We start from the raw sequence: 14,789 nt of genomic DNA, 5'->3' as shown, positions 1-14,789 counted from the left end.
ATGGCCGATATCGTCTTTCGCAATGTGACCAAGCGCTACGCCAATACGCTCGCCGTCGACGACGCTTCATTCACGGTCAACGACAATGAGTTCTTCTGCTTCTTCGGGCCGCCGCTGTCGGGCAAGTCGACCATCCTGCGTCTGGTGCTAGGGCTGGAGACGCCAGACTCGGGAGAAATCCTGATCGGCGGCAGACCGGTCAACACGGTGTCGCCGGCCGAGCGAAACGTGGCAATGGTTTTCCAGAACCTGGCGCTGTTCCCGCATATGAGTGCGCTCGACAATGTCCGCTTCCCCCTTGTCGAACGCCGGATCGCCGAGGTCGAGATCAAAAGGCGGGTCGCCGACGTCGCGGCGAAGCTGCATATCGGCCATATCCTGCACAAGCCGCCGGGACAGCTTTCTGGCGGCGAGCGTCAGCGCGTGGCGATCGCGCGTGCGCTGGTGCGCGATCCCAACGCCTATCTGATGGACGATCCGATCTCGGCGCTCGACGCCAGGCTACGCGAAGAGACGCGAGTCGAGCTGAAGCGCATCCAGCGCGAGCTCGGCAAGACGCTGATCTATGTCACGCACGACCAGGAAGAGGCCATGTCGGTCGCCGACCGCATCGCCATCCTTGAGGATGGCAGGATCATGCAGATCGGTGCGCCGGCCGAGATCTATGACCGTCCGGCCAGCACTTATGTGGCGCGGCTGCTCGGCTCGCCGATGATGAACATCCTGAAATCGGCGCGCGGCGAGGGCGGTGTCGAGGCGGCCGAAGGCACGATCCGCATTGCCGACAAGGCGGCTCCCGCCGATGCCGTCGAGATTGGGCTCAGGCCGGAAGATATCAAGGTTACACCGTGGGCGGATGGGGGCTCGGGCCGCCCGGCGCGGGTGTTCGAGGTCGAGCCGCTTGGCGGCTATACCGTGGTGACGCTCGCTGCCGGGCAGGCGCGGCTAAAGGCAGTGCTGCGCGGCCAGCCCGACATCCGGCCCGACGCCATGGTGGCGATATCCTGCGAGCCGGCCCGCGTGCATTATTTCGGACAGAGCGGGGGAGCGCTGGCACGATGACGGCGGCCGCAAGAAACGAGCTTCGGGAGGATCAGATGGTACACAAGGGCTTCGAGCCGGACGTGAAGGTCCGCACGAAGGAATATAGGATCGGCTGCGTCGGTGCTGGCATGATCATGGCCGAGTGCCATCTCGCTGCCTACAAGGAAGCTGGATTCCCGGTGGTGGCAATCGCCTCGCGCACCAAAGCCAGTGCCGAAAAAGTGGCGGCACGCTGGGCCATCCCGACCGTGCACGATACACCGGAACAGCTGATCGAGGACGAAAATGTCGAGATCATCGATCTTGCCTTTCCGCCCGACCTCCAGCCGGCGCTGATCCGTCACGCGCTGAAGCAGAAGCACATCAAGGCGATCCTGGCGCAGAAGCCATTGGCGCTGTCGGTCGAGGAGGCGGTCAAGCTGCGCGACGACGCGGCGAAAGTCGGCAAGATCCTCTCGGTCAACCAGAACATGCGCTACGACCAGTCGATGCGCGTGCTGAAGCAGATCATCGACAGTGGCGCGCTGGGCGACATCGTCTTCGCGCAGATCGACATGCATGCCATCCCGCACTGGCAGAGCTTCCTCGAGGATTACGATCGGCTCACGCTTGCCAATATGAGCGTGCACCATCTCGACGTGCTGCGCTTCCTGTTCGGCGACCCGGATGAAATCACCACGCTGACGCGCAAGGATCCGCGCACGAAATTCGACCATTCGGACGGCATTACCGTGTCGACGCTGCGCTTCCCTTCCGGCGTTCTCGCCGTGTCGCTGGAGGATGTCTGGTCCGGTCCGCGCCAGGACGGCTACAAGGACGACCAGCATATCAACTGGCGCGTCGACGGCACCAAGGGGGTCGCCAAGGGCACCATCGGCTGGCCGACGGGAGCGGCCTCGACGCTGACCTACGCCTCGACCGAGACCACAGGCGGCGAGTGGGTCAGCCCAAGCTGGGGCACGATGTGGTTCCCACATGCCTTTATCGGCGTGATGGAACAGCTCCAGCACGCGGTGAAGACCGGCACGCCGCCGGCGCTGTCGGTGGCCGACAATGTCAAGACCATGGCGCTGGTCGAGGCGGGCTACCGCTCGATCGACGAAGGCCGCACGGTCAAGCTTTCAGAAATCGCTACCTGATCACCGCAACTGAAACACCAGACAACTGAATCGCTTACAGGGAGGAATTCACATCATGATGCAGGCAGGTATTTTCACGGGTTATTTCCCGTACGGCCTCGAAGAGACGGCGAAGAAGATCCGCGGGCTCGGTTTCAACACGGTGCAGCTCGACCTCCACTTCAAGGATATCGACCTGTCGGCCGGTCAGATCACCAGGGACAAGGCGAAGACGGTGCGCGACGTCTTCCGCGACCACAATCTGCCGGTCTGCTGCGTGTCGGGCTATACCAACATCATCCACCCGGACAAGGCGGAGCGCGACAAGCGCGTTGGCTATCTCAAGGAGATCATCCGCAACGCTCGCCATTTCGGCTCGCCTTACGTGATCTCGGAAACCGGCACCTACAACACCGAGTCCGACTGGGTGCATCACCCCAAGAACAAGACCGAGGAAGGCTTCGAGGAATGCCGCAAGGTGATCGCTGATCTTGCCCAGACGGCCTATGACCATGGCGCGGTCTTCCTGCTCGAAACCTATGTCAACAACGTTGTCGGTTCGGTCGAGGAGACGGTCAAGATGTTCGCGCAGGTCGATCATCCCGGCCTCGGCCTCTTGATGGACCCGACCAATTATTTCGAGACGCACAACATCGACAGGATGGACCAGATCCTGAACCAGGTGTTCGACACGCTGACCGACAAGATCAAGATTGCCCACGCCAAGGACGTCAAGCGTTCGGGCGGCGACAAGTCCGAGAAGCACGCCGATATTGGCGACGAGGATGCGCTTGAAAGCCACACGTTCCGTGGCGTCGGTGAGATCGAACTGCCGGCCCCTGGCCTCGGTTCGCTGAACTACGACCTCTATCTCCAGCGGCTGGCGGAAAAGCATCCGAACATTCCTGTCATCATCGAGCATCTCTCGGAAGACGACGTGCCGCGCGCCAAGAAATTCCTCGACGGGAAGTTTCGCGCCAACGGTCTGTGACGGTCACCGCGCGCCGTCGGTTTGCGGCGGCGCGGCTGCAAGCAAGGGAGGAAGAAAAATGTTGAAATTCGCATTGAAGCTGACGGCTGCCGCAGCGCTGCTCGCCGGTATCGCGCTGAGCTCGCCGGCGATGGCGCAGGATGGCCAGAAGACCTTCTATCTTCTGTCGCATGGCGGTCCGTCGGATGCGTTCTGGCTTGACTGGAATGCCGGCGCCACCAAGGCCTGCGACCAGCTCAAGGTGACCTGCAAGATCTCTTTCAGCGGCGGCGACATGGCGGCGCAGAAGGAAGCCTTCAACTCCGCCCTTGCAGCCAAACCAGACGGCATCGCCACCACCTCGGCGCAGCCGGGTCTGTGGACGGAAGAGGTGAAGGCGGCCAAGGCGGCCGGCATCCCGATCGTGTTCTTCAACACCGACGATCCGGCGACCGGACGGCAGGCCTATGTCGGCGCCGATCTCAAGGAGGCCGGCGTCATTTGGGCCAAGTATCTCGTCGACCACAAGATGGTGAAGCAGGGCGACAAGGTGTTCCTGCCGGTGGAGGTGCCTGGCGCCAGCTACCAGCAGCTGGAGACCGAGGGCATCGCCAATGTCTTCGATCCGCTCGGCATCAAATATGATGTGGTCGATTGCGGCACCGACCCGGCCGGAATCATCGCCAAGATGACCGACTACATGGTCGCCAACAATCCGCCGGCGATCATCGCGCTCGGCGATTCCGTGGCGGCCAGCGTCAAGCGGGTGTTCGACGGCGCCGGTGTTCCTGCCGGCAAGATCCCGGTCGTCGGCTGGGGCAATTCCAAGGAGACCGCGGAAGCCGTCAAGTCCGGCTTCGTCAATGCGGCCGCCTGGCAGTTCCCTTCGGCGCAAGGCTTCATGCCCGTGGCACTGCTCGGGCTCGCCGCGTCGGGCGAGCCGATCGGCTACGACATCCACACGTTCAGCCTCTACGACGCCTCGAGCGTCGAACCGATCCTGAAACTCTACAACACGAAGTGAAAAACCGGTGTCCGCGGCGCAAGCCGCGGGCGTCTCTTCAAAGCATGGTTCAAGCAGTCATGACGATCGCAGCAGAAGACGAAATGCCTGTCGGGAAACGCAGATCGAGCCTCTTGCGCTCGCCGCAATTCTCCTCGCTCGTCATCCTCATTGTCCTCCTTGCGGTGTTCGCCATCGCCGACGCCAATTTCCTGTCGCCGCTCAACATCTCCAACATGATGGCGTTCCTGCCCGAACTCGGCATCATCGCGCTCGGCATGACGCTGCTGTTGACGGCGGGCGAGTTCGACCTGTCGGTCGGCGCGGTGTTCGGGCTGGCACCCGTGGTAGTGATGCTTCTGGTGCAGAACGGCGGCGTGGATATCGGTGTCGCTCTTCTGGCCGGGCTTCTGCTGTGCATCGCGATCGGCGCCATCAACGGGCTGATCGTCACCAAGATCGGCATTTCGTCCTTCCTGGTCACGCTGTCGATGCTGCTCGTCGTGCGCGGGGCGGCGCTGTATATCACGCAGGGCTTTCCGCTGAAATCCTGGGATCAGCCGGGCTTCTTCGTCACGCTGCTGGCCGGCAGCTTCAATGTCGGTTCTTTCCGGTTTTACACTTCGCTGTGGTGGTTCATCGGCCTGTCGCTGTTGGCGATCTATATCCTGCGCTATGCCAAGCTCGGCAACTGGATCAGCGCCATCGGCAGCAATCGCAATGCGGCAGTAGCGCGCGGCGTGCCGGCCGACGCCGTCAAGGTCTGGCTGTTCATCCTGACCTCGGTTCTGGCGGGACTGGCCGGCATGATCAGCGCCTTCCGCATCTCGGCCGCCTCGCCGGTGGCCGGCACCGGCTACGAGCTCGAAGTGATCGCCATGGTCGTGGTCGGCGGCACGGCGCTGACCGGCGGGCGCGGCACCATCCTAGGCACCATCGTCGGTGCGCTGATGCTGCGCGCCATCCGCAACGGCATCGTGCTGATCGGTGTGCCTGGCCTGGCCTACAACATCTTCGTCGGCGTCATCATCCTGGCGATGCTCATCCTGCACGCTTTGCTGCAGAAGAACGCCGCAAGGAGCTAATGATGGAAGTGCTTCGGCTGCAGAACCTGCAAAAATCCTTCGGTAGCGTGCGCGCGCTGAAGAACGCGTCCTTTGCCCTCAACGAGGGCGAGGTGGTGGCCTTGCTCGGCGACAATGGCGCCGGCAAATCGACCCTTATCAAGACGATCTCCGGCGTGTTTCCCGTCGACCGTGGCGATATCTTTGTGCGTGGCGAGAAGGTCTCGATCCGCTCGACGCGCGATGCAATGGATCTCGGCATCGAGACCATCCATCAGGACACGTCGCTGGCGCCGGACCTCAGCATCGCCCGCAATCTGTTTCTCGGCCGTGAGCCGGTCAAGCTGAAATGGCTGGGCGTGTTCGCGCCGCTCGATCTCGCCAAATTACGCGATGCCGCCTCGGCACTGCTGAAGCGCGTCGGCATCTCGAAAAAGCTCGATGCCGATGCGCTGGTCTCAACGCTGTCGGGCGGCGAGCGCCAGTCGATCGCGATTTCGCGCGCCATGCAGTTCGCCGCCAAGGTCATCATCCTCGACGAACCGACCAACAATCTCGGTGTCGAGGAAACCCATGGCGTGCTGCGCTTCGTCAAGGAGGTGCGTGACGCCGGCCATTCCGTGCTTTTGATCACCCACAACATCCATCACGTGTTCCAGGTCGCCGACCGCATCATCGTCATGCGCAGGGGCGAGATCGTCGCCGAGCAGACGGTTGCCGATACTGATCTTCTGACCGTGGAAAGCATCATCACCGGTGCCGACATGTCGGCCCTGCTGAAAGAGACGAGAGCGAAGTGAAGAAGTTGGCCGTCACATGGTAGAACTTTACGGCAAGACGCTTTCGCGCCGGCAGGTGTCGGAACGTTCGGGCATGCTGTCGCAATTTGCCGGCGTGCGGCTGATGACGCTTGGTGACGGGGTGGAACGCGGCATCCGCATGCTGGAGTTCCGCACCGGCTCGGGCCTGCGCTTCACGGCGCTGGTCGACCGGGCGCTCGATATCGCCGACTGCGACTATAGGGGACAGGCGATCGGCTGGCATTCGCCGAGCGGCTTTCGAAACCCCGGCCTGCACGATTACGAGGGGGAAGGCGGGCTGGCCTGGGCGCGCTCGTTTTCCGGGCTGCTGGTCACCTGCGGCCTCGATCACATATTGGGCCGGGAGGAAGTGCCGGTCGATAGCTACAATTATCCGGGCAGGAAGACCGTGGTGCATTCGCTGCACGGCCGCGTCGGCACCATTCCGGCGCGGCTGACCGGTTATGGCGAGGCCTGGGACGGCGACCGCTGCGTGCTGTGGGCCGAAGGCATCGTCCAGCAATCGGCGGTGTTCGGCGAGGACCTGCATTTGTTGCGGCGCATCGAGGCCGATGTCGGCGGCAACGAGATCCGGCTGTCGGACCGCGTCGTCAATCACGGCTTCAACCGTACGCCGCACATGTATTTCTACCATGTCAATGTCAGCCACCCCTTGCTCGATGAGGGCGCACGCTATCTGGCGCCGATCCGCGACGTCGTCTGGGCCGGCCATGATGGCGAGCGCTACGAGGCGCAGAAGGTCGGCTACCGCACAGTGCCCGCGCCGCGACTGGGTTTCAGCGAACAGGTTTGGCAGCACGACATGGCGGCGGACGGCAATGGCGAGGTGCCAGTGGCTGTTGTCAACGACCGTCTCGGACTTGGCTTCGAGGTCGTGACCCGCAAAGAGCAGCTGCCTTGCGCCTATCAATGGCAGAATTTCCAGGCCGGGCAATATGCGCTGGGCATCGAACCCTCGACGCATCATGTGCTCGGCAATCTCGCGGCGCGCGAGCGCGGCGAGATGATCTGGCTGGAGCATGGCGAAGGCCGCTCTTATGATGCGGTATTCCGGGTGATCGACGGAGCCAGCGCGATCGCTGCTGCCGAACGGAGGATCGTCTCGATCGCCAGGCAACCGCAACAGGATTATCCTGCGCCGTCGCGCAACTTTCCGAGACTGGCAGGCAGGGCATGATGCGAAACGAATGCTCCGGCTGGCGGGTCGGATATCGGAGGTCGATGTGATGGGAAAAAAGCGCGACTACAGCCTGGTCGGCGAAAGCACACGCATCGCTATCGAGACCGGATTGGCCTCGGCGGAGTGGTACCACACCGACGTTCCTCGCAAGGCGATGAAGGAGCTGATGCAGCGCTCGGACGGGCCGGCGATCCGCGACACGATCATCTGGATATCAACCATACTGGGCTCCGCCGCCGGTATGATCTGGTTCTGGGGCACGTGGTGGGTGGTGCCGTTCCTGGTCGTCTACGGCGTGCTCTACGGGTCCTCCAGCGACTCGCGCTGGCACGAGTGCGGTCACGGTACCGCCTTCCGCACCCGCTGGATGAGCGATGTCGTCTACCAGATCGCCAGTTTCATGCTGATGCGCAATCCGGTGACCTGGCGCTGGAGCCATGCCCGCCACCACACCGACACGATCATCGTCGGCCGCGATGCCGAGATCGCTGTGATGCGTCCGCCGGACCTCTTGCGCGCCGCGCTTGCCTTCACCGGCATTCTCGATTTCCGCTATTCGCTGCCCACACTGGTGCGCAATGCGTTCGGCAGCATCTCGCCCGACGAGAAGAGTTTTATCCCCGAGATGGAGCTGCGCAAGGTGGTCACCGCCGCGCGCTGGCATATCGCCATCTATGTCGCGGCGATCGCGCTGGCGCTCTATTTGTGGTCGTTCCTGCCGCTGGTGCTGATCGGCTTGCCGCGCCTCTACGGCAGCTGGCACATGGTACTGACCGGCCTGCTGCAGCATATCGGGCTGGCCGACAACGTCACCGACCACCGGCTGAACACGCGCACCGTCTACATGAACCCGATCAGCCGCTTCATCTATTGGAACATGAACTACCATGTCGAACATCACATGTTCCCGATGGTGCCCTATCACGCGCTGCCGAAGCTGCACGAACTGATCAAGCATGACCTGCCGGAGCCCAATCCATCGATGTGGCATGCCTATCGCGAGGTCTGGCCGGTGCTGATCAAGCAGCTCCAGTACGAGGACTACTTCCTCAAGCGCGAATTGCCGCCGACGGCGCGGCCGTACCGCGAGGAGTTCCACGCGCTGACCGTTCCGGCGGCGGCGGAATAGAGCTGCAGGAGACAGAGATGGGCGACTGGGTTGAAGCGTGCGCCGTCGACGATATCGAGGAAGAGGACGTCATCCGTTTCGACCACGGCGGACGCACTTTCGCCATCTATCGCAGCCCGGATGACGAGTACTTTGCCACCGACGGCTATTGCACGCATGAGAAGGCGCATCTGGCCGACGGGCTGGTGATGGACGACATCATCGAATGCCCCAAGCACAATGGCCGCTTCAACTACAAGACAGGTGTCGCCAAAGGCGCGCCGGTGTGCGTCAATCTCAAGATCTATCCAGTGCGCATCGAAGCTGGCAAGGTCATGATCGAGATCGGCTGACCTGCCGCACCAAGTAACAGAGGGAACCCCTTTCGATGAGCCGAAAAAGACCGACCGTCGCCGACCTGCGCGCCATGAAGGGCAAGCGCCAGTTGACCATGCTACGCGTGCTGACGATGGACGAGGCCGAGGCCGCCGAGCGGGCAGGTGTGGACATCGTCTCGGTGCCGCCCGAACTGGTGCTAAACCCGCAATACCGCGATGCAGCACCCAGCCTGTTCACCATGCCGGGAGACAATTTCTACGAGATCGGCACATCGGATGATTTCCTACGCTGGGCCTTCCGGCTCTACAGGGCTGGTGCCGACGCGGTCTATTGCAGCGCCGGCTATGCCACGATCAAGCGGATGGCGGATGATGCCATTCCGGTTATCGGCCATGTCGGCCTGATCCCGTCGCGGGCCACCTGGACCGGTGGCTTCAAGGCGGTCGGCAAGACAGCCGACACCGCCATCCAGATATTCGAAGCGGTAAAGCAGCTGGAGGCCGCCGGCGCCATCGGCGCCGAAATCGAGGTGGTGCCGGTCGAGGTGGCGAAAGCGATCTCGGAGCGGACATCACTGATCATGCTGTCGATGGGGGCGGGCACCGGCTGCGACGCGCAGTATCTGTTCGCCGACGACATTCTCGGTCAGAACAGGGGCCACATGCCCCGCCACTCCAAGGTCTATCGCAACTTCGCCGCCGAATATGACCGGCTGCAGGCCGAGCGCATCGCCGCGTTCTCGGAATATGTCGCCGACGTCAACAGCTTGGCCTATCCCGAGGACAGGCATGTCGTGCATATGGATCCGGGCGAACTACGCCTGTTCCTGGACAAGGTCGGCCGGGCTTGAGGCCGTCTGCCAATTTCCACCCGCGAGCACCGCGTAGAGCGCTTCGGCGTCGATGCCGAGCGGCCGATCCTCCTTCAGGGTCGGGATCAGCTTACGTATCGCCGCGTGAATAGCGGCGGTGCGTGGCGCCAGGGCGAGCCCTTCACGCAGGTCAACCGCCTGTGCCGCTGCCATCAATTCGAAGGCGATCAGCCGCCGCCACAGCACGATCATCCCGGCGCATTTCGCAACCGCCAACGGCGTCTGCGTGGCGTGATCCTCTACGCCTTCCGACACTGGCAGGAAATCGAGCATGACCGGATTGGCCTTGTGGCGGATGGCGGCCAGAATCGATGTCGCCGTCTTCTGCAGCGGCACGAAGCCGGCCGAAGCGCCGCCGATCGGCGACAGATATTTCGGCAGGCCGTTGCGGCCCGAGCCAGTGAGCTGAATGAAGCGGGCGGCACTGGCGGCGGCACATTGCGCGATTGCCAGGCCGAGTGTCTCGAAGGCGAGCGAGAGTGCGGCGGTGTGGAAATTGCCGGTCGACAGCACCAGCTCGTCGTCGCCAAGCACCAGCGGGTTGTCGGCGGCGGCGTTGAGTTCGATTTCGACGGCATGTCTCGCCTGACCGATTGCCTCGATCAGGGCGCCGTGGATCGACGGCATGCAGCGGATCGACAGCGGGTCCTGCAAGGTGGTCGGCGCTGGCGCCTCGTCGCGGGCGAGCAGATCGTGAAGCGCCTTGGCGGCTTCAGCTTGTCCGGCTGCCGGGCGAGCTACCTGCAGGCGCGGATCGAGGATGGTGCGGTTGGCACCAAAACCTTCCATGGTCAGGGCGCCGGCCTGCTGCTGCTGGGCAAGGGCCGACAGCGCGTCCGTCATCGCAAGCGCGCCGCTGCCGGCGGATACAGCCGAAGCGTTGATCAGCGACAGCCCGTCCTTGGGCGCCAGGCTGACGGGGGCGAGGCGGGCCATCATCAACGCCTTGGCCGCCGGCATGCGACGGCCCTGATAGTCTGCCTCGCCTTCGCCGGTGAGCATGCGGGCGAGTGCCGTCATCAGCACCAGATCGCCGGCGCCGATCGAGCCGAGCGACGGCATGACAGGATGGACGCCGGCATTGAGCGCGTCGACCAGAGCGATGAAGACGGAAGGCGAAAGGCCGGAGCCTCCGGCTGAAAGCATCGCTGCGCGAGCGACCATGGTTGCCCGCACGGCTTCGACCGGCAGTGCTTCGCCGACGGCGCCGCTGCGCCCTTCCAACAGCTGGCGCTGGAAGGCGCCGGCGTCGCCCTCGACCGCCGTGCCGAGATTGGCGCCGAGCCCGGTGTTGAGGCCGTAGATCTGCTGACCGGACGCGGCAGCCTGGTCGAGGGCGTTTCGTGCTTTTTCAAGCCTGCCGATGACATCAGGTCCGATTTCCACCTTGCGCGCTTCGCGGGCGACCGCAGCGACATCGCCGACGCTGACACCGGCTCCGGTGAGGACGAGCGTACTCATGCGAAGCGCAGCCTCTGGCCGACGCCATGCGCTTGCGCCTTGGCCAGCATCGCCTTGCCCAGTGCGATGTCGGACAGCGACAGGCCGCGGTGCCAGAACAGGATCGTTTCGTCGTCGCTTTCGCGACCGGCCTTGAGGCCGGCGGCGATCTGGCCGAGTTCGGCGTGCAGCGTCTTTTCGCTCAGCCGTCTGGTCTCGACATGAGCGCGCAGCGAGCCGAACTTGCCGCCCTTGCACTGGCCCCAATCGTCAACGACCATCTTCTGCATGATATCGGTCAGCGACAGCTCGACGGCACTCATCGTGCCATAAGGCACAACCAGCGCGCCGGGCTTGATCCATTCGGTTTTCAACAACGGTTGCGGCTCCGGCAGCCGCGATGCCTCGACGACGATGTCGGCGCCCTCGATGCAGCTCTTCCAGTCGGCCGCCGACGTAACCTTCTTGCCGAGATCGGCGGAGAGTTTGGCGGCAAAACCGTCGCGGCTTTCCGGCCGGCGCGAATGGACGCGGATCTCGTCGAAGTCGAAGAGATGGTCGAGCAGGCGCACATTCCAGTAGGCGGTGCCGCGCGCGCCGATATGGGCCAGCACCCTGGAATTCTTGCGCGCCAGATGCTTGGCGCCGATTGCGGTGACGGCGCCGGTGCGCATGTCGGTGATGACGGTGGCGTCGAGGATGGCGCGCGGCGTGCCGGTACGCGGATCGAACAGATTGAGGATACCGAATTCGGAAGGGAGCCCGTGCAGGTAATTGTCGACGTAGTCGCCGACGATTTTCACGCCCGCCGTGTCGAGCGGCGCGACGTAGCCGCGCAAGACGTTGAAATGACCGTGGAAGGCCGGGTCCGGCTCGAGATGGACGCGCGGCTCGATCACCGTCTGGCCCTTGCCTTGCGCCACCAGGCCAGCCTCGACGGCGGCAATGATTTCACCATCGGTCATGGCAAGGGCGTCGATGTCGAGGGCATTGAGGTAGTCGATGTAGATGGGCTTCATTTGACGCGCACACTTTCCTCGGCCACCCCGCTCATCCCATAGCAGGCCGCCGCGCGACACGAAAGTTTGTTGCCCTGTCTCTGGACGCGGCCGGCCAAATGCTGTTCAAACCGGTTCCGTCATGACTGCCATTCCCGAGACTGAAGCCTTACCCGAAACGGCCACCAATGCGCGGCGCGTGGCGCTGATCGTCGCCATCGCGTTCTTCATGCAGTTGCTGGATTCGACGATCATCTCGACCTCGCTGCCACAGATGGGCGAGTCGTTCGGCGTGTCGGCGGTGGCGATGAGCATCGGCATCACCGCCTATATGCTGACCATGGCGGTGTTCGTGCCGCTGTCGGGCTGGCTCGCCGACCGGTTCGGCGCCCGCAACATCTTCCTGCTGGCGATCGTCCTGTTCACGCTGGCATCGCTTGCCTGCGGCTTCTCTGAAAATCTGACCCAGTTCGTTGCCGCACGTGTCGTGCAGGGGCTGGGCAGCGCGCTGATGACGCCGGTCGGACGCATTCTCGTCTTGCGCAACGCGTCGAAGTCCGAGCTGCTCAACGCCACGGCGCTGATCACCTGGCCGGCGCTGTTTGCGCCGGTGGTCGGGCCGGTGCTCGGCGGCTTCATCACCACCACTCTGTCCTGGCACTGGAATTTCTTCATCAACATCCCGCTCGGTGTGGTCGGGCTGGCGCTGGTCGCCCGCTTCATTCCCGGCGACCGTGAGGCCGACCCCAAACCGCTGGACTGGCCGGGCTTCGCGCTGACATCGGCCGGGCTCGCCTTGCTGCTCTACGGCCTCGAGCGCATCGCGCATCCGGAAGATGGTGTTCTGCCGACCGTAACGCTGATCGCCGCCGGGATCGTCATCGGCTGGCTGGCGGTGCGGCATCTCAGGCGCGCGCCGCATCCGCTGCTCGATCTCTCGTCGTTCAAGGTGCTGACCTTCGCCATATCGACGCTTGCCGCCGGCACCATCTTCCGGGTGGCGGTCAACGCCACGCCATTCCTGCTGCCGCTGCTGTTCCAGGTCGGCTTCGGCCTCAGCCCTGTCGATGCCGGCATGATGATCCTTGCCTACTTCCTCGGCAATCTCGGCATGAAGACTGTGACGACGCCGACGTTGCGCCGCTTCGGCTTCCGCTCGGTGCTGGTCGTCAACGGCCTGATCGCCTCGGCGGCGATCATGCTCTGCGCTGCAATCTCACCGCAGACGCCGCAAGCGCTGGTGGTGGCGCTGATGCTGATCGCCGGCCTGTCGCGTTCGATGCAGTTCACCGCGCTCAACACACTGGCCTTCGCCGATATCGATGCGGCGCAGCGCAGTTCGGCGGCGACGTTGTCCTCGATGCTGCAGCAAGTGGCGATGCTGTTCGGCGTCGCGGTGGCGGCGGCGATCCTCAATCTGTCGCAGATCGTCAGGGACCGGCCCGCTCTCGACCTCGTGGATTTTCGAATCGCCTTCCTGGCAATCGGTGCCATCGGGCTGGTGGCGGCGTTGCGTTTTCTCGCGCTGCCGCCGGGTGCGGGCGCCGAGGTTTCCGGCCACGCATCGGGGAATTGAGATCGATTTTTTGCGCCTGATGCGGAGATAAATTCCGCCTTGTGCTTTCGTCTTGAAGCGGACCTTTCACCGGCAGCCGCAATGGCGGAACCGATTGCCAAAAATGCAGAGTTTTCCATGCATTGCGCCAGCTTCGGCAATCGATGCGTCCACTCGGTGAATATCGCTGCCAGCCCGGGTTCTGAACGCGGATTCATTTGACGAACCGCCGCTGAGCCGATTAGCTTTCTTCCCAGGGATGGCCGCGCTGCCATCGGGGCAAACGCAGACATGAACACGATCGGCTGGCCGAACTTCAGGAGCCTTAATCAGGAAGGCATTGTCTTTGCCATCGCCGTGGTGCTATTCGTTGCCGCTGCCATCGGCCTGCCGGGCTTCATCGATCCCAACAACCTCGTCGCCATCATCCGCTCCGTGTCGGTGCTTGGCATATTGGCGCTTGGCATGGCCGTCGTCATCATCGGCCGCGGCATCGACCTCTCCGCTGTGGCAATCATGGCGATGTCGGTCGCCTGGTATCTGCAACTGCTGAATTCGGGCACGCCGGACGGGCTGGCCTTCGCCTATGTGCTGGCCGGTGTGCTGGCCATCGGCCTGCTCAACGGCTTTCTCGTTGCCTATGCCGATGTGCCGGCGATTTTCGTGACGCTGGCCACCGGCTCCTTCGTCTTCGGCTATGTGCGCTCGCAGCTGATCACGCAGGACGCCGTGCCGGTGCCGCAGGGCCACTGGGTCGAGCTGCTGGGCGGCCTGCGCTTCCTCGATATTCCCATTGAGGTGTTCGTGTTCGCCGGCCTGGCGTTCCTGTTTTTCCTGTTCCTGCGCTACACCAAATGGGGCCGCTACATCTATTTCGCCGGCGACAATCCGGTGGCGGCGCGCAACATCGGCATTCCGGTGCGGCCGATGCTGGTGCTGCGCTATGTGCTTTCGGCCTTCGTGGCCCTGATCGCCGGCTTGCTGACGGCAGCCAGCCTGCATTCGATCAACACCCGCGTCGTCAATTCGACGCTACTCTATGACATCGTGCTGGTGGCGGTGATCGGCGGCATCGGCCTGTCCGGTGGGAGGGGCGGCGTGCGCAACGTGCTGGTCGGTGCGGCGCTGATCGGCATCCTGCTCAACGCCATGACCATCATCGACATTCCGTTGCTCTACCAGAATTTGATCAAGGCGGCGATCCTGCTGGGGGCGATCATCGTCGACGGCATCATCAATCCACGTGACGAGCAGACCGCACAGCAAGGCGACATTTAG

The 14,789-nt window shown here is 63.4% G+C and carries 14 protein-coding genes; 12 read left to right on the top strand and 2 right to left on the bottom strand.

Annotated elements, in window-relative coordinates; translation table 11 throughout:
* The 10 genes from NKI73_RS26700 to NKI73_RS26655 are packed head-to-tail and all read left to right on the top strand — an operon-like array spanning position 1 to position 9,497.
* A complete protein-coding gene (locus NKI73_RS26700; RefSeq protein ID WP_352634074.1) occupies positions 1 to 1,062 on the top strand; it encodes an ABC transporter ATP-binding protein in 1,062 nt (353 codons plus the stop codon).
* A gap of 35 nt (positions 1,063 to 1,097) precedes the next feature.
* Positions 1,098 to 2,183 (top strand): Gfo/Idh/MocA family protein, encoded by a 1,086-nt coding sequence (locus NKI73_RS26695; RefSeq protein WP_352634073.1) that lies wholly within the window; start codon positions 1,098 to 1,100, stop codon positions 2,181 to 2,183.
* Positions 2,184 to 2,238: 55 nt separating this feature from the next.
* Complete coding sequence (locus tag NKI73_RS26690) at positions 2,239 to 3,153, top strand: sugar phosphate isomerase/epimerase family protein (protein ID WP_352634072.1); 915 nt, start codon at positions 2,239 to 2,241, stop codon at positions 3,151 to 3,153.
* Positions 3,154 to 3,211: 58 nt separating this feature from the next.
* Positions 3,212 to 4,156, top strand: a complete 945-nt coding sequence (locus NKI73_RS26685) for a sugar ABC transporter substrate-binding protein (protein ID WP_352634070.1) — start codon at positions 3,212 to 3,214, stop codon at positions 4,154 to 4,156.
* A 59-nt stretch (positions 4,157 to 4,215) separates the two neighbouring features.
* Positions 4,216 to 5,220 (top strand): ABC transporter permease, encoded by a 1,005-nt coding sequence (locus NKI73_RS26680; protein ID WP_352634068.1) that lies wholly within the window; start codon positions 4,216 to 4,218, stop codon positions 5,218 to 5,220.
* Positions 5,221 to 5,222: 2 nt separating this feature from the next.
* Positions 5,223 to 5,999, top strand: a complete 777-nt coding sequence (locus tag NKI73_RS26675) for an ATP-binding cassette domain-containing protein (RefSeq protein ID WP_352634107.1) — start codon at positions 5,223 to 5,225, stop codon at positions 5,997 to 5,999.
* Between the two features lie 16 nt (positions 6,000 to 6,015).
* A complete protein-coding gene (locus NKI73_RS26670) occupies positions 6,016 to 7,197 on the top strand; it encodes an aldose 1-epimerase family protein (protein WP_352634066.1) in 1,182 nt (393 codons plus the stop codon).
* A gap of 49 nt (positions 7,198 to 7,246) precedes the next feature.
* Entirely contained in the window at positions 7,247 to 8,329 is a 1,083-nt protein-coding gene (locus tag NKI73_RS26665; RefSeq protein ID WP_352634065.1) for a fatty acid desaturase family protein, read from the top strand.
* A gap of 17 nt (positions 8,330 to 8,346) precedes the next feature.
* A complete protein-coding gene (locus NKI73_RS26660) occupies positions 8,347 to 8,661 on the top strand; it encodes a MocE family 2Fe-2S type ferredoxin (RefSeq protein ID WP_352634063.1) in 315 nt (104 codons plus the stop codon).
* Between the two features lie 35 nt (positions 8,662 to 8,696).
* The gene (locus tag NKI73_RS26655) at positions 8,697 to 9,497 is read left to right on the top strand and encodes a 3-methyl-2-oxobutanoate hydroxymethyltransferase (protein ID WP_352634062.1); all 801 of its coding nucleotides are present in this window, start codon (positions 8,697 to 8,699) and stop codon (positions 9,495 to 9,497) included.
* Here the strand turns inward: NKI73_RS26655 and NKI73_RS26650 are convergent.
* Entirely contained in the window at positions 9,462 to 10,979 is a 1,518-nt protein-coding gene (locus tag NKI73_RS26650; RefSeq protein WP_352634060.1) for an HAL/PAL/TAL family ammonia-lyase, read from the bottom strand. The genes NKI73_RS26655 and NKI73_RS26650 overlap by 36 nt on opposite strands.
* Positions 10,976 to 11,977, bottom strand: coding sequence for an ornithine cyclodeaminase family protein (locus NKI73_RS26645; RefSeq protein WP_352634058.1), 1,002 nt, complete (start codon positions 11,975 to 11,977; stop codon positions 10,976 to 10,978). The genes NKI73_RS26650 and NKI73_RS26645 overlap by 4 nt, the downstream gene beginning before the upstream one ends.
* Before the next feature lie 121 nt (positions 11,978 to 12,098).
* Here NKI73_RS26645 and NKI73_RS26640 point away from each other — a divergent pair, with 121 nt between their 5' ends.
* Positions 12,099 to 13,532, top strand: a complete 1,434-nt coding sequence (locus tag NKI73_RS26640; RefSeq protein WP_352634056.1) for a DHA2 family efflux MFS transporter permease subunit — start codon at positions 12,099 to 12,101, stop codon at positions 13,530 to 13,532.
* A gap of 270 nt (positions 13,533 to 13,802) precedes the next feature.
* Entirely contained in the window at positions 13,803 to 14,789 is a 987-nt protein-coding gene (locus NKI73_RS26635; RefSeq protein ID WP_352634055.1) for an ABC transporter permease, read from the top strand.

Source organism: Mesorhizobium sp. M0496, assembly GCF_040321205.1.
Classification (GTDB): domain Bacteria; phylum Pseudomonadota; class Alphaproteobacteria; order Rhizobiales; family Rhizobiaceae; genus Mesorhizobium.
This window is presented reverse-complemented; position numbering and strand designations above follow the sequence as displayed.

Excerpts from the sequence above, each read along its gene's own strand:
- NKI73_RS26645 (WP_352634058.1), bottom strand. The coding sequence starts at position 11,977 with ATGAAGCCCATCTACATCGACTACCTCAATGCCCTCGACATCGACGCC.
- NKI73_RS26695 (WP_352634073.1), top strand. The coding sequence starts at position 1,098 with ATGGTACACAAGGGCTTCGAGCCGGACGTGAAGGTCCGCACGAAGGAA.
- NKI73_RS26685 (WP_352634070.1), top strand. The coding sequence starts at position 3,212 with ATGTTGAAATTCGCATTGAAGCTGACGGCTGCCGCAGCGCTGCTCGCC.
- NKI73_RS26640 (WP_352634056.1), top strand. The coding sequence starts at position 12,099 with ATGACTGCCATTCCCGAGACTGAAGCCTTACCCGAAACGGCCACCAAT.
- NKI73_RS26655 (WP_352634062.1), top strand. The coding sequence starts at position 8,697 with ATGAGCCGAAAAAGACCGACCGTCGCCGACCTGCGCGCCATGAAGGGC.
- NKI73_RS26650 (WP_352634060.1), bottom strand. The coding sequence starts at position 10,979 with ATGAGTACGCTCGTCCTCACCGGAGCCGGTGTCAGCGTCGGCGATGTC.
- NKI73_RS26700 (WP_352634074.1), top strand. The coding sequence starts at position 1 with ATGGCCGATATCGTCTTTCGCAATGTGACCAAGCGCTACGCCAATACG.
- NKI73_RS26665 (WP_352634065.1), top strand. The coding sequence starts at position 7,247 with ATGGGAAAAAAGCGCGACTACAGCCTGGTCGGCGAAAGCACACGCATC.
- NKI73_RS26690 (WP_352634072.1), top strand. The coding sequence starts at position 2,239 with ATGATGCAGGCAGGTATTTTCACGGGTTATTTCCCGTACGGCCTCGAA.
- NKI73_RS26680 (WP_352634068.1), top strand. The coding sequence starts at position 4,216 with ATGACGATCGCAGCAGAAGACGAAATGCCTGTCGGGAAACGCAGATCG.
- NKI73_RS26670 (WP_352634066.1), top strand. The coding sequence starts at position 6,016 with ATGGTAGAACTTTACGGCAAGACGCTTTCGCGCCGGCAGGTGTCGGAA.
- NKI73_RS26635 (WP_352634055.1), top strand. The coding sequence starts at position 13,803 with ATGAACACGATCGGCTGGCCGAACTTCAGGAGCCTTAATCAGGAAGGC.
- NKI73_RS26675 (WP_352634107.1), top strand. The coding sequence starts at position 5,223 with ATGGAAGTGCTTCGGCTGCAGAACCTGCAAAAATCCTTCGGTAGCGTG.
- NKI73_RS26660 (WP_352634063.1), top strand. The coding sequence starts at position 8,347 with ATGGGCGACTGGGTTGAAGCGTGCGCCGTCGACGATATCGAGGAAGAG.